The 18,494-nt window shown below is 67.0% G+C and carries 15 protein-coding genes; 11 read left to right on the top strand and 4 right to left on the bottom strand.

Going from position 1 to position 18,494, the window contains the following annotated elements:
- Nucleotides 1–2 precede the first annotated feature (2 nt).
- The 4 genes from cydX to ACZ50Q_RS26665 are packed head-to-tail and all read left to right on the top strand — an operon-like array spanning nucleotide 3 to nucleotide 4,187.
- Nucleotides 3–128, top strand: coding sequence for a cytochrome bd-I oxidase subunit CydX (gene cydX, locus ACZ50Q_RS26680; RefSeq protein WP_043546919.1), 126 nt, complete (start codon nucleotides 3–5; stop codon nucleotides 126–128).
- Nucleotides 125–1,882 carry a thiol reductant ABC exporter subunit CydD gene (gene cydD, locus ACZ50Q_RS26675; RefSeq protein ID WP_464080022.1) on the top strand — a complete coding sequence of 586 codons (1,758 nt, stop codon included), beginning with the start codon at nucleotides 125–127 and terminating at the stop codon, nucleotides 1,880–1,882. Before cydX ends, cydD begins: the two co-directional genes overlap by 4 nt.
- Nucleotides 1,879–3,576, top strand: coding sequence for a thiol reductant ABC exporter subunit CydC (gene cydC, locus ACZ50Q_RS26670; protein ID WP_464080021.1), 1,698 nt, complete (start codon nucleotides 1,879–1,881; stop codon nucleotides 3,574–3,576). Before cydD ends, cydC begins: the two co-directional genes overlap by 4 nt.
- A gap of 56 nt (nucleotides 3,577–3,632) precedes the next feature.
- A complete protein-coding gene (locus tag ACZ50Q_RS26665; RefSeq protein WP_056319625.1) occupies nucleotides 3,633–4,187 on the top strand; it encodes an adenine phosphoribosyltransferase in 555 nt (184 codons plus the stop codon).
- A 50-nt stretch (nucleotides 4,188–4,237) separates the two neighbouring features.
- Here ACZ50Q_RS26665 and ACZ50Q_RS26660 read toward each other — a convergent pair whose 3' ends face one another.
- Nucleotides 4,238–5,128 carry a LysR family transcriptional regulator gene (locus tag ACZ50Q_RS26660; protein WP_076518536.1) on the bottom strand — a complete coding sequence of 297 codons (891 nt, stop codon included), beginning with the start codon at nucleotides 5,126–5,128 and terminating at the stop codon, nucleotides 4,238–4,240.
- Nucleotides 5,129–5,532: 404 nt separating this feature from the next.
- On the opposite strand from ACZ50Q_RS26660, the gene ACZ50Q_RS26655 reads away from it, so the two are divergent.
- Both ACZ50Q_RS26655 and ACZ50Q_RS26650 read left to right on the top strand, forming a co-directional pair.
- On the top strand, nucleotides 5,533–5,919 hold the full coding sequence (locus tag ACZ50Q_RS26655) for a DUF4148 domain-containing protein (protein WP_092579227.1): 387 nt from the start codon (nucleotides 5,533–5,535) through the stop codon (nucleotides 5,917–5,919).
- 448 nt (nucleotides 5,920–6,367) lie between these two features.
- Nucleotides 6,368–7,480 carry a porin gene (locus ACZ50Q_RS26650; protein WP_076521906.1) on the top strand — a complete coding sequence of 371 codons (1,113 nt, stop codon included), beginning with the start codon at nucleotides 6,368–6,370 and terminating at the stop codon, nucleotides 7,478–7,480.
- Nucleotides 7,481–7,641: 161 nt separating this feature from the next.
- On the opposite strand, the gene ilvA is transcribed toward ACZ50Q_RS26650, so the two are convergent.
- On the bottom strand, nucleotides 7,642–9,150 hold the full coding sequence (gene ilvA, locus ACZ50Q_RS26645; protein WP_464080020.1) for a threonine ammonia-lyase, biosynthetic: 1,509 nt from the start codon (nucleotides 9,148–9,150) through the stop codon (nucleotides 7,642–7,644).
- Nucleotides 9,151–9,245: 95 nt separating this feature from the next.
- Here ilvA and ACZ50Q_RS26640 point away from each other — a divergent pair, with 95 nt between their 5' ends.
- The 4 genes from ACZ50Q_RS26640 (at nucleotide 9,246) to ACZ50Q_RS26625 (ending at nucleotide 14,936) form a co-directional block, all read left to right on the top strand.
- On the top strand, nucleotides 9,246–9,782 hold the full coding sequence (locus ACZ50Q_RS26640; protein ID WP_076521907.1) for a YqaA family protein: 537 nt from the start codon (nucleotides 9,246–9,248) through the stop codon (nucleotides 9,780–9,782).
- Between the two features lie 132 nt (nucleotides 9,783–9,914).
- Nucleotides 9,915–13,874 carry a DUF3683 domain-containing protein gene (locus ACZ50Q_RS26635; RefSeq protein WP_464080019.1) on the top strand — a complete coding sequence of 1,320 codons (3,960 nt, stop codon included), beginning with the start codon at nucleotides 9,915–9,917 and terminating at the stop codon, nucleotides 13,872–13,874.
- Nucleotides 13,875–14,065: 191 nt separating this feature from the next.
- Nucleotides 14,066–14,509 (top strand): Hsp20/alpha crystallin family protein, encoded by a 444-nt coding sequence (locus ACZ50Q_RS26630; RefSeq protein ID WP_092579223.1) that lies wholly within the window; start codon nucleotides 14,066–14,068, stop codon nucleotides 14,507–14,509.
- A gap of 31 nt (nucleotides 14,510–14,540) precedes the next feature.
- The gene (locus tag ACZ50Q_RS26625; protein WP_076518541.1) at nucleotides 14,541–14,936 is read left to right on the top strand and encodes an Hsp20/alpha crystallin family protein; all 396 of its coding nucleotides are present in this window, start codon (nucleotides 14,541–14,543) and stop codon (nucleotides 14,934–14,936) included.
- A gap of 94 nt (nucleotides 14,937–15,030) precedes the next feature.
- Here ACZ50Q_RS26625 and ACZ50Q_RS26620 read toward each other — a convergent pair whose 3' ends face one another.
- Together ACZ50Q_RS26620 and ACZ50Q_RS26615 are read right to left on the bottom strand one after the other, a co-directional pair.
- Nucleotides 15,031–15,999 (bottom strand): Bug family tripartite tricarboxylate transporter substrate binding protein, encoded by a 969-nt coding sequence (locus tag ACZ50Q_RS26620; protein ID WP_464080018.1) that lies wholly within the window; start codon nucleotides 15,997–15,999, stop codon nucleotides 15,031–15,033.
- A gap of 161 nt (nucleotides 16,000–16,160) precedes the next feature.
- Nucleotides 16,161–16,880: a YggS family pyridoxal phosphate-dependent enzyme gene (locus ACZ50Q_RS26615; RefSeq protein ID WP_464080017.1), complete on the bottom strand. Its 720-nt coding sequence runs from the start codon at nucleotides 16,878–16,880 to the stop codon at nucleotides 16,161–16,163.
- A gap of 226 nt (nucleotides 16,881–17,106) precedes the next feature.
- Here ACZ50Q_RS26615 and ACZ50Q_RS26610 point away from each other — a divergent pair, with 226 nt between their 5' ends.
- Nucleotides 17,107–18,348, top strand: a complete 1,242-nt coding sequence (locus ACZ50Q_RS26610) for an aminotransferase-like domain-containing protein (protein WP_464080016.1) — start codon at nucleotides 17,107–17,109, stop codon at nucleotides 18,346–18,348.
- Nucleotides 18,349–18,494: the final 146 nt, after the last annotated feature.

Below are 18,494 nucleotides of genomic sequence, written 5' to 3'. Positions count from 1 at the left end.
CCATGTGGTATTTCTCGTGGATTCTCGGCCTGGGCCTGGCGTGCGCATTCGCCATCCTCAATGCAATGTGGTTCGAGCTGCGCGAGGGTCATACGCATGACCCGCGTGCCAGCCGCGACGACGAGTGAGCGGCGGCGCAAGCAGCCTCGAGCACGATCCGTCCGCGTCCCTGCAGAAGCCGCCGCGCGAGCAGTCGCGGTGGCTGATGGGACTGGCCAGGACAGCGCGCTTTCCGCTGATCCTGGCCGGCGCCGCGCCGCTGGTCGGCGGGGCCCTGCTGGTCGTCCAGGCATGGCTGCTGGCCAGCGTGCTCGATTCGGCGATCGTCGGCCAGGTGCCGAGGCATGAACTGCTGGGCGGCATCCTCGGCATTGCCGCGCTGATGCTGCTGCGCGCCTGCATCGCCTGGGCGGGCGAGCGCGCCGGCGCCGAAGCGTCCGAACGGATCAAGCGCCATGTGCGCCAATCGCTGTTCCAGCGGCTGGTGCGCAGCGGACCGTACTGGAGCCGGGGCAAGGCGTCGGGCGAGCTGGCGAGCGCGGTGGTTGACCAGGTCGAGGCGCTGGACGGTTTCTTCGCCAAGTATCTCCCCGCCATGGCCGCTGCCGCCATGCTGCCGGTGGCGTTCTCCGTGGTGCTGCTGCCCATGGATGTCGTCGCCGGCCTGGTCCTGCTGATCACGGCGCCGCTGATTCCGCTGTTCATGGCGCTGGTGGGGTGGGGCGCGCAAGGCGCCAGCCGCCGTCACCTGCGCGCCTTCGCGCGCCTGTCGGGCTTTTTCGCGGACCGGCTGCGCGGGCTGTCCACGCTCAAACTGTATGGACGCGCCCAGGTCGAGGCCCAGTCCGTCGTGGCCGCCAGCGATGCGCTGCGCCAGCGCACGATGTCGGTGCTGCGCATCGCGTTCCTGTCGTCGGCCGTGCTGGAATTCTTTGCCGCCCTGGGCGTGGCGGGCGTTGCTGTCTACATCGGCCTGACCTACCTGGGATTCCTGGACGTGCGCTGGTCGCCACTGACCTTGCAGGCCGGGCTGTTCTGCCTGCTGATGGCGCCGGAGGTCTACGCGCCGCTGCGCCAGTTCGCGGCCCATTATCACGACCGCCAGACGGCGCTTGCCGCCGTCACGCAGATCGCCGTGCTGTTCGACGGCCTGCCCCAGGACGCCGGCGATGAGGCCGCCAAGGCGGCCGCGCCCACCGCCGCGCCCGTGCACGCCAGCCAGGGCGCCGGCCTTGCCATGACCGGCCTGCGCGTCGAGGCGCCGGGCCGCGGCCACGCGTTGCTGTCGGACGCCGCATTCACGCTGGCGCCGGGCGAGCACGTGGCGTTGATGGGGCCCAGCGGCGCCGGCAAGACCACGCTCATCGAAGCCATCGCGCGCCTGCGGCCGGCCGGCGGCGATATCCGCATCGACGGCCTGCCCCTGGCGCAGTGGGAAGAAGGCGCCTTGCGCCAGCGCGTGGCGCTGATCGGCCAGCGGCCCCAACTGCTGGCCGGATCCATCGCCGACAACATCCGCTTGGGCCGTCCCGGCGCCACGGACTTGCAGGTGCAGGACGCCGCGCGCCGCGCCTGTGTGCTTGAATTCGCGCAAGACCTGCCGCAAGGGCTGGACACCCCGCTCGGCAGCCGCGGCCATGGCCTGTCCGGCGGACAGGCGCAGCGCGTGGCGCTGGCCCGCCTGTTCCTGCGCGACCCTGGCCTGATCCTGCTGGACGAGCCCACCGCGCACCTGGACGAAGCCACGCAGGCTCGCGTCCTGGACGAAATCCTGGAATTTGCCGCCGGCCGCACCTTGCTGCTGGCCACGCACGCGCCGGCAGTCGCCGCCCGGTTTGGCCGGGTGGCGCGCGTTGCGCACGGCGCTGTGGAAGACGCATGAAAAACCTGTTGCTGCTCCTGCCCCTGTATGCGCGCCGTAAAAGCGGGCTTTTGCTCGCATTGTTCTGCGCGCTGGCCACGGTGGCCGCGGGCGTGGGCCTGCTGGGGGTGTCGGGCTGGTTCCTGACGGGCGCGTTCCTGGCCGGCGCCGGCAGTGTCTTCAATCTGTTCGCGCCCTCGGCGCTGGTGCGCGGGCTCTCCTTCCTGCGGATCGTGTCGCGCTATGCGGATCGGGTGGTCGGGCATTCGGCCACGCTGCGCCTCTTGGCCGATCTGCGCGCCATGGTGTTCGCGGCGCTGATCCGGCTGACACCGCGCCAGCTCGCGCGCTATCGCAGCGGCGACCTGGTCGCCCGCATGACGAACGACGTCGACGCGCTGGACACGGTGTTCCTGTTCGTGCTGGCGCCGCTGGCGACGGCGGTCCTCGCGGGCGCCGTGCTGACGGCCGTGCTGGGGCAATGGCTGCCCGCCGCCGCGCTGGTGTTCGCGTTGGCGCTGCTGACGGCGTGCGTGTTTGTGCCCCTGTGGCTGGTGCGCGCGGCGCGCAAGCCGGGCGGGGCGGCGCAGGAGAGCGCGGCGGGGCTGCGCGCCGCCACGCTGGACGCCGTGGACGGCCATGCGGACATGGTGGCGATGCATGCGCAGGATCAGACACTGGCGCATTTCAATGGCCTTTGCGAGGCGAGCGCCCGGGCGCGGCGCAGCCAGGCGCGGGTGGCGGTGCGCGGGCAATGGTTCCTGCAGGTGTGCGCGGGCATTGCGGTGCTGGCGCTGCTGTGGTTCGGCCTGGCCGCGCACGAGGCGGGCCGCATCGAGGGGCCGATCCTGGCCGGCCTGCTGCTGGCCGTCATCGGCATCTTCGAGGTGGCCGGTCCCATCATGCGCGGTGCTTCCCGCATGGGGTCGGCGATGTCGGCGGCCGCGCGCATCCGCGAGATCACGCAGTGCCTGCCCGACATGCAGGATCCGGCCGTGCCGCGTCCGCTGCCCGCCCGCGGCGCGCTGGAACTGGACGGTGTGCGCTTTGCCTACCCGGCGCGCACGCCGGGCGACAAACCCCCCGTGCTGCATGACATCAGCCTGCGCATCGAGCCGGGCGAACGCGTGGCCATTCTGGGGGCCAGCGGCGCGGGCAAGTCCACGCTGCTGCATCTGATCCTGCGGCTCGAGGATCCGCAGGCCGGGCAGGTCAGGTTCGGTGGCTGCGATGCGCGCGAATGCGCGCAGGCGGACTGGCATCGACGGATCGCCCTGCTGTCGCAGGATTCGCCGCTGTTCCTGGGCACGCTGCGCACCAACCTGCTGATCGGCGACCCGGATGCCGACGATGCCACGCTGTGGCGCGCCCTGGACGCGGCCAGGCTGGGCGACTTCGTGCGCGGCCTGCCTGACGGCCTGGATACCTGGGCGGGCGAAACCGGTTCGCAGCTGTCGGCCGGACAGGCGCGCCGGCTGTGCCTGGCAAGGGCGCTGCTGGCGCCGGCCGCCATCCTCGTGCTGGACGAGCCGACCGCGGGGCTGGACGCCGCAGCCGAGTCCGCGTTCTTCGCCGACCTTGAACATGCGGTGCGCGGACGCACCGTGGTGCTGGCGACGCACGCGGCCCTGCCCGACGGCGCGGTGCATCGTCGCCATGTTCTGCGCGATGGAACGTTGCATGTCATGTCATCGCAAGCGGCAATCCTGGCTTAAGCGGGGCGGCGCGGTTATAGTTCGCCTTGCTTCAATTCTCTTCAGGGACGCACTTCATGCAGACCGACAACGCCGAGTTCATCCGGCGCACCATCCGCAGCGTTCCGGATTGGCCTCAACCCGGTGTCACCTTCCGCGACATTACGCCGGTGCTGCAGGATCCCCGTGCGTTCCGGGTCCTGATCGATCTCTTCGTCTATCGCTACATGCGCCAACGCCTGGATCTGGTGGCGGGCGTGGATGCGCGCGGTTTCATCGTCGGCAGCGTGCTGGCCTATGAGTTGAATCTGGGCTTCGTGCCCGTGCGCAAGAAGGGCAAGCTGCCGTATCGCACGGTGGCCGAGGAATATTCGCTGGAATACGGCAACGCGGCCGTCGAGATGCACACGGATTCGGTGCGCACGGGCCAGCGCGTCCTGCTGGTGGACGACCTGATCGCCACGGGCGGAACCATGCTCGCGGCCATCAAGCTGCTGCAGCGCCTGGGCGCCAACGTGGTGGAAGCCGCCGCCATCATCGACCTGCCGGATCTGGGTGGTTCCGCCAAGGTGGCCGCCACCGGCACGCCGCTCTACACGGTCTGTCAGTACGGCGCGGACACGACGCCGTAGCGCGTAGCGCACGGGGTGCGTCCCCGCGCCGGCGCGCGCATGTGCATGGCTTAAGCGTCTGACAGCCGGGGCTGGATGAAATCCAGGAAAGCCTTGGTCTTGGCGGGCAGCATGCGCGAGGGCAGCAGCGCAAAGAGGGGCAGGGGAGTCAGGCTCCATTCGGGCAGGACGCGCACCAGGCCCGCCTGCTTGATGGCGCGCTCCATCGCATCGAACACCAGCAGCGGCGTGATGCCCAGCCCATGGCCGGCCAGACGCCCCAGCATGCCCACGTTGTTGGCCGACAGGCGGCCCGATACCTGCACGCGTTCCACCTTGTCGCCTGAATGGAGCATCCAGAAGGATGAGTCTTCGCGCATCGTCGGCCGCAGGCATTCGTGGTGCGACAGATCCGCCGGCACCCGCGGTTCGCCGTGGCGGGCCAGGTAATCGGGGGAGGCGTAGAGCTGGTGCGCCATCAGCACGATCTTGCGCGAGATCAGGCTGGAATCGGGCTGCTGCCCAAAACGCAGGATCAGGTCGAACGGATTGCTGATGGGGTCGATCGGGCGCATGCTCAGATCGAAGTCGCACTCGATGTCGGGATGCTGTTCGCGGAACTCGCGGATCACGGCGGGCAGGAACAACTGCGCCAGGCTGCTGGGCAGCGAGATGCGCAGGCGGCCCTTGGGCTGCACCGCCATGTCGAGCAACTGGTCGTGCGCGATGCGCGCTTCTTCAACGATGTGCCGGCAGCGCTCGAAATAAATGGCGCCCGCCTCGGTGAGATCGATCTTGCGCGTGCTGCGATTGAGCAGGCGCATGCCCACGCTGCGTTCCAGTTCGCTCACGCGGCGCGAGAGCGTGGACGTCGGGATATTCAGGGCCTCGGCGGCGTGGCTGAAGTTCTTGCGCTTGGCGACCTCGACGAATAGCGCGATGTCGTTAAGCTGAATGTCCATGGGGCCCTCGAGACTCAAAATTCCATTGCTGGCAGATTTGTATGATAAATGGAATTATTGTCCCGCCAGCAGAAATGTCTATTTCTCCACACTGCATGACGGTTGCATCGCGTGGCGGCGTCATCTTCCGTTACGCAGATTGCGGAAAACTGAACGCCGGCAAGGCTTGCCGCCACGGGGCGCCAGGCGGGAGCGCCCGGGAAGTGCGCAGGAAGTGCGCAGCAAGTGCGCAAGTCGGGACGGATACGACTTGAAATTGTCCCATCCGTGCAAATATGTTCACCAAAATAAGGGTTTTTACTAGGCCCGGATCGCCAGATACTTCGTCCCAGCAATCAAATTGTCACATCGGCGCTGTCAGCCTGGCAGATGGCGATGCGCACGTTTAGGATGGAGTCATCTCAATGAAAGTGAAAGCCCTAGCTACCGCACTCATGGTTACCGCCGCCCTCGCAGGCATGTCCGCCGCTCACGCCGATGGCAAGACGCGTGAACAGGTGCAGCAGGAATTGCAGGCCGCCAAGGCGGCAGGCACCGTCACGTTTGGCGAACTGGACTACCCGCCGGCCGTGGCCCAGACCACCAGCCTGTCGCGCGAACAGGTCCAGCAGGAGCTGCAAAGCGCCAAGGCCGCGGGCCAGGTGACGTCCGCCGAACTGGACTATCCGCCCAAGACCGTGGCGCCGGCCGGTGGCAAGAGCCGCGAGCAGGTCCGCCAGGAATTGGCCGACGCCAAGGCGCGCGGCGAATACACGTTCGGCGAACTGGACTACCCGCCCCAAGGACGCTGATTCACGCGCCGGCAGTCCATACGCCCGGAGAGGTCACCGCACGAACCCCTTGTGACGCCAAGGGGTTTTTTGTTCCCGCGAGTTCGCCCCGTCCACGATAGTGTGGCTTTTACGCCGCACAAACTGTTCCGCAGGCTGCACTACTCTTGTCGGCCAGAACGATCCCGGCGCATCCTTGCAGGCAAGGCTTCGGGTTTTGTGAGTAAAAATTCGTATTCGTTATCAACGCGTTAGCTGGATTCTTCAAATGCGGGGCGCGTTCAGCACCCCGTCATTATCCCAACCGTGGAAAGTAGTTCGTCGAAATGCTGGTTACTGCGGCGCGCTGCAAGCTGGACACTAGCTTCAGTGCATGCGCCGCTCGATCGATTGCAGCGGCATGCAGGATCGCGCCGTGGGTCGCGGCGCCCTGCAAAGTGCCTTTCATCTCGCCATTTTGGGGATTCAAATGAAGAAGACGTTTTTGGCCGTCGCGTTGCTGACAGGCTTTGCCGGCGCCGCGCAAGCCGCCGATTCCGTGACGCTGTACGGCTTGATCGACGCCGGTGTCGGTTACGAAAAAGTGAAGTTCAAGGGCGATTCGCAGAGCCGCTTCGGCGGCGTGCAGGGCGTGAGCAGCGGCTCGCGCTTTGGCCTGCGCGGTACGGAAGACCTGGGCGACGGCCTGCGCGCCGTGTTCACCCTGGAAGGCGGCTTCGGACCCATGAACGGCAAGTCGCTGCAAAGCAACCGCCTGTTCGGCCGGCAGGCCACCGTGGGCCTGGACAGCGATTCCTGGGGTCGCCTGGAATTCGGCCGCCAGACCAACCTGGCCTCCAAGTACTTCGGCTCGATCGATCCGTTCTCGACCAGCTACAACACCGCCAACATGGGCACCACGTTCGGCAGCGCCAACACGATGCGCCTGGACAACATGGTGCTGTACCAGACCCCCAGCCTGAGCGGCTTCAAGGCGGGCATCGGCTATTCGTTCAGCGCCGACGACACCGTCAGCGACACGACGCAAACCGGCTTCGCCACGGGCAACAACAACCGGGTGATCACCGCCGGCGTGCAATACGTCAACGGCCCGCTGAACCTGGCCGCGTCGTATGACCGCTTCAATCCGTCCAACAACCGCGTCGGAGGCAAGGATGCGGCGCGCATCCAGGAATACATCGTCGGCGGCACGTACGACTTTGAAGTGGTGAAGCTCGCGGCCGCCTTCGGCCAGACGCGCGACGGCTGGTTCGTCGGCCAGAACATGGGCACCACCCCCGACGGCATGAACACCCTGGGCTCGTTCAAGCTGGCTGATGGCTTCCGCGCCAATTCGTACATGATCGGCGCGACCGTGCCGATGGGCCGCCATGCCGTGTTCGGTTCGTGGCAGCGCGCGACCGCCAGCAACGACAAGCTGACGGGCGACGATGCGACGTTCAACGTCTACAGCCTGGGCTACACCTACGACTTCACCAAGCGCACCAACCTGTACGCGTACGCCTCCTACGGCGACAACTACGCGTTCCAGCACGACGCCACCGACACCGCTGTCGCCGTCGGCGTGCGCCACCGTTTCTAAGCGACGGAACGTCCGGCTGGACCTTGCTGAATGCGCGGCCCATTCTCCGTGGGCCGCCGAGTGACAGCGAACCCCCCCCTGATTGGGTTCGGCCGGGCGTGACTTGAGCACAGAAGGGAAGGGCCTCCGCAAGGAGGCCCTCTCGCTTTCTGGCGCCGGCGCTACAGGAACAGCTTGTAGGCCGGGTTGTCGGTCTCGTTCCAGTGCGGATAGCCCAGTTCCGCCACGAAGCTGCGGAACTGCTTCTTGTCCGCGGGCGGCACCTGGATGCCGATCAGGATGCGGCCATAGTCCGCGCCCTGGTTGCGGTAATGGAAGAGGCTGATGTTCCAGTCGGGATTCATCGCGTTCAGGAAGCGCATCAGCGCGCCCGGACGCTCGGGGAATTCAAAGCGGTACAGCAGTTCGTTGCGCGCCAGCGCCGACCGCCCGCCCACCATGTGGCGCAGGTGGGTCTTGGCCATTTCGTCGTGGGTCAGGTCCAGCGTGTCGAAGCCGTGGCGGCGGAAGTTCGCCGCAATCTTGTCCGGTTCGGACGCGGACGAGACCTGGATGCCAACGAACACATGGGCGCGGTCCGCGTCCGAGATGCGGTAGTTGAACTCGGTGACGCTGCGTTCGCCCACCAGTTCGCAGAAGCGGCGAAAGCTCCCGCGCTGCTCGGGCATGGTGACCGCGAAGACGGCCTCGCGCATTTCGCCGACCTCCGCGCGTTCGGAGACGAAGCGCAGGCGGTCGAAGTTCATGTTGGCGCCGCAGGCAATGGCGACCAGCGTCTTGTTCTTCAGGTGGTGTTCGGCCGCGTACTGCTTGGCGCCGGCCACGGCCATCGCGCCGGCCGGCTCCAGCACGCTGCGCGTGTCCTGGAAGACGTCCTTGATGGCGGCGCAGATCGCATCCGTGTTGACCACCACGTAATCGTCCACGTACTTGCGCGCCAGCTTGAAGGTTTCGGCGCCCACCATCTTGACCGCCGTGCCGTCCGAGAACAGGCCCACGTCGTTCAACTGCACCCGCCGGCCCGCGCGTACGCTGCGCAGCATGGCGTCGGAGTCCTCGGTCTGCACCCCGATGATCTTGATCTCGGGACGAAGCTGCTTGATGTACGTCGCCACGCCGGCGATCAGGCCGCCGCCGCCGATTGCCACGAAGATCGCGTCGATGGGGCCCGGGTGCTGGCGCAGGATCTCCATCCCCACCGTGCCCTGGCCCGCGATCACGTCGGGATCGTCGAAGGGGTGGACGAAGGTCAGTTTCTCTTTCTTTTCCAGCACCTGCGCATGCGCGTAGGCGTCCGAGAAGCTCTCGCCCGCCAGCACGACCTCGCCGCCCAGCCGGCGCACCGCGTCGATCTTGACCTGCGGGCTGGTCGTGGGCATGACGATCACGGCGCGGCAGCCCAGGCGGCTGGCCGCCAGGGCGACGCCCTGGGCGTGGTTGCCGGCCGAGGCCGCGATGACGCCGCGATTGCGCGCCGCCGGGCTCAGGTTGGCCATCTTGTTGTAGGCGCCGCGCAGCTTGAAGCTGAACACCGCCTGCGTATCCTCGCGCTTGAGCAGCATCGTGTTCGACATCCGCTGGGACAGCAGCGGCGCCACCTCCAGCGGCGATTCGACCGCGACGTCATAAACCTTGGAAGTCAGAATGCGTTTCAGATAATCAGTGGACATGGGCCGCGCGACTGGGCAAGAGTGAGGACTGGCCGAGATTATTGCAGGGAATGCGTGTCGCCTTCCCGGTTTCCCGCGGCTACACTGCCGCCACCATGGAAGAAAGTCTCCTATCCGCAGTCAATTGGCTCCTCGGCGTGCTGGCCTTGCCCTCGGTGGGCCTGCCGGCCATCTTCACCGTCTCGCTCGTGTCCGCGACGCTGCTGCCGCTGGGCTCCGAGCCGGCGGTGTTCGGGTACATCAAGCTTTCGCCGGACATGTTCTGGCCCGCCATCCTCGTGGCGACCCTGGGCAACACCGTGGGCGGGGCCATCAGCTACGCCATGGGGCTGGGCGCGGAAAAGGCGGTCGAGCGCTGGAAGGAAAAGCACCCCCATCCGCATCCCAAGGCGACCGAAGGCGGGCGCATGCGCGGCCGCTGGCACGAGCGCGCCCACGACTTGCTGCATCGCATGGGGCCCCCCGCCCTGTTGCTGTCCTGGCTGCCCGCCGTGGGCGATCCCTTGTGCGCGGTCGCCGGCTGGCTGCGCCTGTCCTTCTGGCCTTGCGTGCTTTACATGACGATCGGCAAATTCATGCGCTATCTGTTCATGACGGCCGGACTGCTCTGGTTCTTTCCCGGAAAAATCTAGCGCTGACGCCGTGCTTAAAAAGGGACGGTGCACGCCGTTCCGATAGCGCCTTTGGACGGCTTGGCAGGGATATTAGGGGTCAAGTCGGGACAATGGCATAAAATACTTTTTTAAGGGCCCCCTCTTGCCGCCATGAACGCCCCTCTCGCCAGCCACATCTTGAACGGGGCGATGCCGCCCGCAACACCCGCGCGCTTGCGCGAAATCCCCTACAACTACACGTCGTTTTCCGACCGCGAAATCGTGGGCCGGCTGCTGGGCGAAGACGCCTGGAGCCTGCTGACCGACCTGCGCGGCGAACGCCGCACCGGCCGTTCGGCCCGGATGCTGTACGAAGTGCTGGGCGATATCTGGGTCGTGCGTCGCAACCCCTATCTGCAGGATGACCTGCTCGACAACCCCAAGCGCCGCAAGCAGCTCATCGAAGCCTTGCATCACCGCCTGGGCGAAATCGACAAGCGCCGCGAGCCCGGCGCGCCCGCCGAAGCCGGCCACGATCCGCATCGCGACGAAAAGGTCGTCGGGCTGCTGGCCCGCGCCCGCTCCGCCATCGCCGCCTTCGAAGGCGAGTTCGACCAGACCGCCATGATGCGCAAGCAGGCGCAGAAGGTGCTGGGGCGCATCACGGCGCGCGACAACATCAAGTTCGACGGCCTGTCGCGGGTGTCGCACGTGACGGACGCGACGGACTGGCGCGTGGAGTACCCCTTCGTGGTGCTGACGCCGGACAGCGAAGACGAAATCGCCGCGCTGGTCACCGCCTGTATCGAACTGGGCCTGACGATCGTGCCGCGCGGCGGCGGCACCGGCTATACCGGGGGCGCCATTCCGCTGACCTGGAAGTCGGCGGTCATCAACACCGAGAAATTCGACAAGCTGGGCAAGGTCGAGTCCTGTATCCTGCCCGGCCTCACCGAGCCCGTGGCCGTCATCCACGCCGGCGCCGGCGTGGTCACCAAGCGCGTCTCCGAAGCGGCCGAGGCGGCCGGTTTCGTTTTCGCCGTGGACCCGACCTCGGCCGAGGCCTCCTGCGTGGGCGGCAACATCGCCATGAACGCCGGCGGCAAGAAGGCCGTGCTTTGGGGCACCGCGCTGGACAACCTGGCCTGGTGGCGCATGGTCGATCCGGACGGCAACTGGCTGGAAGTCACGCGCCTGGACCACAACATGGGCAAGATCCATGACGTGGAAGTGGCCCGTTTCGAGCTCAAGTGGTTCGACGGCAAGGGCAAGCCCGGCGAACGCCTGCTCAAGACCGAGACGCTGGAGATCCATGGCCGCGTCTTCCGCAAGGAAGGCCTGGGCAAGGACGTCACCGACAAATTCCTGGCCGGCCTGCCCGGCATCCAGAAGGAAGGTTGCGACGGCCTCATCACCTCGGCGCGCTGGGTGCTGCACCGCATGCCGCGCCACACGCGCACGGTCTGCATGGAGTTCTTCGGGCAGGCGCGCGACGCCATCCCGTCGATCGTCGAGGTCAAGGGCTACCTGGACGGCGAAGGCAAGGCGCGCGGCGCCATCCTGGCCGGCCTGGAGCATCTGGACGAACGCTACCTGCGCGCCGTGGGCTATGCCACCAAGAGCAAGCGCGGCGTCCTGCCCAAGATGGTGCTGATCGGCGACATCGTCGGCGACGACGAAGACGCGGTCGCCGTGGCCGCCAGCGAGGTCGTGCGCCTGGCCAACACGCGCCACGGCGAAGGCTTCGTGGCCGTCAGCCCCGAGGCGCGCAAGAAGTTCTGGCTGGACCGCTCGCGCACCGCCGCGATCGCCCGCCACACCAACGCCTTCAAGATCAACGAAGACGTCGTGATCCCGCTGCCCCGCATGGGCGAATACACGGATCACATCGAGCGCATCAACATCGAGCTGTCCACCCGCAACAAGCTCAAGCTCCTGGGCGAGCTGGACGCCTACCTGTGCGCGCCCCTGCCCGTGGGCAAGGTGGACGACACCGACATCGAGGCCACCCGCGCCGAAGCGCTGGCCGAGCGGACGCGCCAGGCGATGGAACTGCTGGCCGCCACGCGCCAGCGCTGGCAGTGGCTGCTGGACAACCTTGACCTGCCGCTGGGCGACGCGCTGCCGCAGCTCGACGGCCTGGGCCTGGGCGACCTGCGTGACACGCTGACCGCGCGCCTGGCGGCGCAACCGGAGGCCCGCGTCTTCGAAGTGGTGCAGGACCGCACGATCCGCGTCTCCTGGAAGACCGAGGTGCTGGCCGGCCTGCAGCGCGCCTATTCGGGCGCCACCTACAAGCAGATCGTCGACGAGCTCGTCGCCATCCATGGCCGCGTGCTCAAGAGCCGGGTATTCGTCGCGCTGCACATGCATGCCGGCGACGGCAACGTGCACACCAACATCCCGGTCAACTCGGACGACTACGAAATGCTGCGCGAGGCCCACGCGGCCGTCGAGCGCATCATGCAGATCGCCCGCGACCTGGACGGCGTGATCTCGGGCGAGCACGGCATCGGCCTGACCAAGTACGAGTTCCTGACCGAGGCCGAGCTGGCGCCGTTCCAGGACTACAAGCGGCGCGTGGACCCCAACGGCCACTTCAACGCCGGCAAGCTCATGCCCGGCGCCGACCTGCGCCACGCCTGGACGCCCAGCTTCAACCTGATGGGCCACGAGTCGCTCATCATGCAGCAGAGCGACATCGGCGCCATCTCGGAGTCGATCAAGGACTGCCTGCGCTGCGGCAAGTGCAAGCCCGTGTGCGCCACCCACGTGCCACGCGCGAACCTGCTGTATTCGCCGCGCAACAAGATCCTGGCGACGTCCCTGCTGGTGGAAGCCTTCCTGTACGAAGAGCAGACCCGCCGCGGTGTCAGCCTGAAGCACTGGGAAGAATTCGAGGACGTGGCCGATCACTGCACCGTCTGCCACAAGTGCTACAACCCCTGTCCGGTCGATATCGACTTCGGCGACGTGTCGATGAACATGCGCGCCGTGCTGCGCCGCATGGGCCGCAAGTCGTTCAACCCGGGCACGGCCAGCGCCATGTTCTTCCTGAACGCCAAGGATCCGGCCACCATCAACGCCACCCGCAAGGCCATGGTGGGCGTGGGCTACAAGGTCCAGCGCGCCGCGCACGATCTGTTCTCGGGCCTGGTGAAAAAGCAGACCGCCAAGCCGCCGGCCACCGTGGGCAAGCCGCCGCTGCGCGAGCAGGTGGTGCACTTCGTGAACAAGAAGATGCCCGGCGGGCTGCCCAAGCAGGCCGCGCGCAAGCTGCTGGACATCGAAGACGCGAACTACGTGCCGATCATCCGCGATCCCAAGGCCACCACGGCCGATACGGAAGCGGTGTTCTATTTCCCCGGTTGCGGCTCCGAGCGCCTGTTCTCGCAGGTGGGCCTGGCTACGCAGGCCATGCTGTGGCATGCGGGCGTGCAGACCGTGCTGCCGCCGGGTTACCTGTGCTGCGGCTATCCCCAGCGCGGCAACGGCATGACGGACAAGGCCGAGCAGATCATCACCGATAACCGGGTCCTGTTCCACCGCGTGGCCAACACGCTGAACTACCTGGACATCAAGACCGTGGTGGTCAGTTGCGGCACCTGCTATGACCAGTTGGCGGGCTATGAATTCGAGAAGATCTTCCCGGGTTGCCGGCTGATCGACATCCACGAATACCTGCTGGAAAAGGGCATCAAGCTGGAAGGGGCCAAGGGCGTGCGCTACATGTACCACGACCCCTGCCACACCCCCATGAAGCTGCAGGAGCCCATGAAGACCGTGCGCGCGCTGGTGGGCGACGGCGCGGTCAAGAGCGACCGCTGCTGCGGCGAATCGGGCACCCTGGCGGTCAGCCGGCCCGATATCTCCACGCAGGTGCGCTTCCGCAAGCAGGAAGAGCTGCTCAAGGGCGACGCCGCGATCCGCAGCGACGGCTTCACGGGCGACGTGAAGGTCCTGACCTCGTGCCCGTCGTGCCTGCAGGGCCTGTCGCGCTATGAAGGCGACACCGGCATGGAAGCCGACTACATCGTGGTCGAGATGGCGCGCCACATCCTTGGCGAAGGCTGGATGGAAGACTACGTGCGCCGCGCCAATGCGGGCGGGATCGAACGGGTCCTGGTCTAAACCCGACACGTCTTTCGTGCGAATGAAGCCGCGGCCAGCGATGGCCGCGGTTTTTTTTCGCCCTTCCGCGGCCCTCTTGAAACCCAAAAAACCGATCCCATACTGGGATTGAAGCGATCAGACCTGCGGTCGTGATTGTGGCGATTGCCTAGTGTCTGTATCGGTCCCTTTTTTCATTCGAGGAGACCCTTATGAGCAATTTTCCATTCAGCGACAGCGGCTTTGCGACCGCGTTCGACGCCATCCAGGAACACATGGGCCGCGTGCTGCGCGGCGCGGGCGTGCCCGCTGCCTTGCGCGCCACGCCGCAGGCCTACTTTCCGCCGGTCAACGTCGGCGTGTCGGGCGATTCCATCGAGGTCGTCGCCTTCGTGCCCGGCATGGAGCCTGACGCCCTGAACGTATCGATCGAAAAAAGCCTGCTCACCATCAGCGGCGAACGCAAGCCGCAGGAGCTGCCCGAGGGCGCCCGTTACTACGCGCGGGAACGCGCGCAGGGCCGTTATACGCGGGTGATCGAACTGCCCGCCGATGCGGACCCCGACAACGTGCAGGCGCGCTACACCGACGGCTGCCTGGCCATTTCCATCAAGCGCAAGGAATCGGCCAAGCCCCGTACCGTGACCGTGCAGTGAACCAGCCCGCAACCGCAAAGGAGTATCGATCATGAATGAACGCAAAGACCTGACCGTGCCCGCGGAAGGGGCGGTTTCCGAAAAGCGCGACGCGCGCGGCGTGACCGTGCCGGCCGTGGATATCTACGAAGACAAGGAAGGCATCACCCTGCTGGCGGATCTGCCCGGCGTATCCAAGGAGAGACTGCGCATCAACGTCGAAGCCGACGTGCTGCAGATCGAGGGCGAAGCGTCGGTGGAGACGCCCAGCGATCTGCGGCTGGTGTTGGGCGAAATGCGCGCGCCGCTCTTTCGCCGGGCGTTCCGCCTGGGGCAGGAGTTCGATCGCGCGCAGATCAGCGCCAGCCTGAAGCAGGGCCTGCTCACGCTGCGCATCCCGCGCGTGCGCGAGGCGCAGCCGCGGCAGATTCCCGTCGTGGCGGGTTGAGCCCGGAGCGGGGCGCCGCGCGGCGCCCCTGCAAAAAAAGCCGCGGTCGTCGGACCGCGGCTTTTGCGCGAAAGGCAGGGTGACGCCGGGGGCGTCACTCCAGCTTGATGTTCGCCTTCTTGATGACGTCCGCCCAGGCGGCGCGCTCCTGTTCGGAATAGGCCTTGAAGTCCTGGGCCGACATCGGCATGGGAATGACGCCCATGTCCAGCATCTTCTGCGACACCGCCGACGACTTGAGCGTGGCGTCCAGGTCGGCCGACAGTTTTTTCACCACCGCTTCAGGCAGGCCGGCGGGGCCCACCAGGCCTTGCCAGGCGTACGCCGTGAAGTTGGGCACGCCCTGTTCGGCCATGGTCGGGACGTCCGGCAGCACCGGCACGCGATCCGGCGTGGCGGCAGCCAGCACGCGCAGTTTGCCGGCCTTGACGTTGGGCAGGCCCGAGCCCAGGTCGATGAACATCATGTCCACCTGGCCGCCCAGCAAGTCCTGGATGGCGGGCGCGGCGCCCTTGTACGGCACGTGCAGCACGTTGGCGCCCGTGCGCTGCTTGAAGAGTTCCAGCGCCAGGTGATGCGGCGAGCCCGCGCCGGCCGAAGCCGACGTCAGTTTGCCTGGATCTTTCTTGGCCGCGGCGATCACCTCTTCGACCGTCTTGTACGGCGAGTTGACGTTCACGGCCAAGAGCAACGGGAACTTGGCGATCCCGCCGATATAGGTGAACTTGGCCGGATCGTAGGACAGCTTGGCGTACAGCGACGAATTGAAGGCCAGCGTGCCCGAGTCGGCCGTGCCGACCAGGTAGCCGTTGGGCTCCGCCTGGGCGATGGCCGTGGCGCCGATGATGGTGCCCGCGCCGGGGCGGTTCTCGACCACGATGGTCTGGCCCAGCGTCTTTTCCAGGCTGCTGGCCACCGTGCGCGCCACCACGTCGGTGCCGCCGCCGGCGGGATAGGGAACGATCCAGCGGATCGGTTGCGTGGGCCAGGATTGGGCGCAGGCCGCGGTGGCGGCCAGCGACAGGGCGGCAAGCGCCAGCAGGCGCTTTGCATGCTTGTGCATGGAGTGTCTCCTCGTGCGGGGTGTCATGAGCGCGGCGCCCGCGTCGTTGATCGACGTCAACTTTGCGCCGCATTTTTTTGCGTCGCTATTATGCCTTGCGCCTACGCAAAAAGGGGGCCGCGCTTTGGGCCCCGTCAAATGCCCATGCCCGCGCCAGCCGCTTATTGCGGGTCCGGATAGCTGCGTGCGCCGAAAATGGCCGAGCCGATACGCACTTCGGTCGAGCCTTCTTCGATGGCAAGTTCGAAGTCCCCGCTCATGCCCATGGACAGGCGGTCCAGCGAAACGCCGGCAATGCGCTCCTGCGCCAGGCGATCGCGCAGTTCGCGCAGCGCGCGAAAGCACGCGCGCACCTGGGCCGGATCGGGCGAATTGACGGCCAGCGTCATCAGGCCCCGCACGCGCAGCGTGGGAAAGTCCGCGGCGATGCGCCGCAGGAAGGGGGCAACGTCTTCGGGCGCCATGCCGTATTTGCTGGGTTCCGGAGAGGTCTTGACCTGCACCAGCACGTCCAGGGTCCGGCCCTCGTTTTGCAGGCGTCGGTGCAGGGCCTCGGCCAGTTCGACGCGGTCCAGGGACTGCACCTCCGCGGCGTCGCGGGCGGCGTCCTTGGCCTTGTTGGTCTGCAGGTGGCCGATCAGCACCCATTTCAGCCCGTGTCCCGCCAGCGCGTCGGCCTTCTGGCGGATCTCCTGCGTCTTGTTCTCGCCGAAACGGGTCAGGCCCAGCGCCATGGCCTCGCGCAGGGCGTCCTCGCCGAACGTCTTGCTGACGGGCAGCAGGGTCACGCTGTCGGGGCGGCGGCCGGCGCGCTCGCAGGCCTCGCGGATGCGTTGCTGGATCCGGGCGAGGCGCCCGGCCATGGTGTCTTCGGCGATCATGCAGCTCTCTGGCAAAAACGGGATGTCCCATAGTGTAGGACGTGCTCCGGACCTCCCGCCACGCGGGCGGTTTCAGGCGCTGGCCGCGCCCTTGACCCTGTCGTTGACCCTGCCAGAGCGGCAGGCTTAGAATTTGCGGAGATTTGTTTATATTTCAAAGTTCTATGCCGTCCGGCGCCGCCCATTCGGGCGACACGTTCTCCCCTCCCTACTCAGCCCTTCCGCCATGTCCAGTGCAGCGCCCGAATACGCCTTTGCCACGCCGTTCCTGAATCCCCCCGCCTCGCCCATCCGATCGCTCATGCCCTACGCCATGCGTCCGGGCACCATTTCACTGGCCGGCGGATATCCGGCGCAGGAGCTGTTCGACGTCGACGGCCTGTCGATCGCGTCCACCCAGGTCATGGCCCGGCTGGGCACGTGCCTGCAGTACTCCAACATCGACGGCCAGGCCAGCCTGCGGCATGAGCTGGCGCGGCTGTCCGCGGCCCGCGGCCTGGTTTGCAACGCCGACACGGAACTCGCCGTGACGGGCGGATCGCAGCAGGCGCTGGCGCTGCTCACGCGCGTGATGCTGCAGCCCGGCGACCACGCCATCATCGAATCGCCGGCTTTCCCGAATTCCGTGCAGGCCTTGCGCTACACGGGCGCCACGGTGCACACCGTGCCTTCGGGCCCCGACGGCATCGACGTGGATGCGCTGGACGAGCTGGCTGCGCGCGTGAAGCCCAAGATGGTCTGCGTCGTCGCTTCGTTCTCCAATCCCTGCGGCGCCACCATCTCGCGCCAGCGACGCCTGCGCCTGCTGGAACTGGCCGTCAAGCACCGCTTCCTCCTCGTGGAGGACGATCCCTACAGCGAGCTGCGCTTTGCCGGCGAAGCCGTGCCGCCCATCGCGGCGCTGGCCGAAGGCGAGGCGCGCCACTGGGCCGTGTACCTGGCCAGCATGTCCAAGACCATGGCCCCGGCGCTGCGCATCGGCTGGCTGGTCGCCCCGCCCGAGATCCGCCGCCGCTGCGTCGGCGCCAAGGCCGCCGACGACATGGCGTCCTCGGCCTGGATCCAGGAAATCGTGGCGCAGTACCTGGCCAATGGCCGATACGACGAACACGTGCCGCGCATCCGCGCCGCCTATGGGCTGCGCTGCACGGCCATGGCCGAGGCCCTGGCGCGCGAACTCGACGGCCGCATCACGTTCAGCAAGCCCGAGGGCGGCATGTTCTTCTGGGCGCGCCTGACGGGCGACGTGGACGCCACGCGCCTGCTGCCGTATGCCATCGAGCATGAAGTGGTCTACGTGCCCGGCAAGGCGTTCTACGCCGATGCGGCGCAGGCGGACCTCTACGCCATGCGCATGTCGTTCGCGACCATGAACGAAAGCCAGATCGCGCAGGGCATGGTCCGCCTGGGCCGCGCGCTGGACGCGTGCCAGGCCAACGAGCCGGTGTCCATTTCGCTGGCGGCTTGACCCCGCGCAGCGTCGCGCCTGCCTCGCATTGCTATCCTTTCCGCACTTGCCCGCCGGCGCGAGCCGGCGGCAAGTCCCGGCATGCCGGGCATACCCAAATAAGCGCCCGTTATTTGGCGGGGGCGCTTCATGTCGATAAGCTTCTT

Source organism: Achromobacter sp. T5-5 (assembly GCF_055397965.1).
The sequence above is the reverse complement of the archived record's forward strand: the minus strand, read 5'-3'. Positions and strand labels throughout refer to the sequence as shown.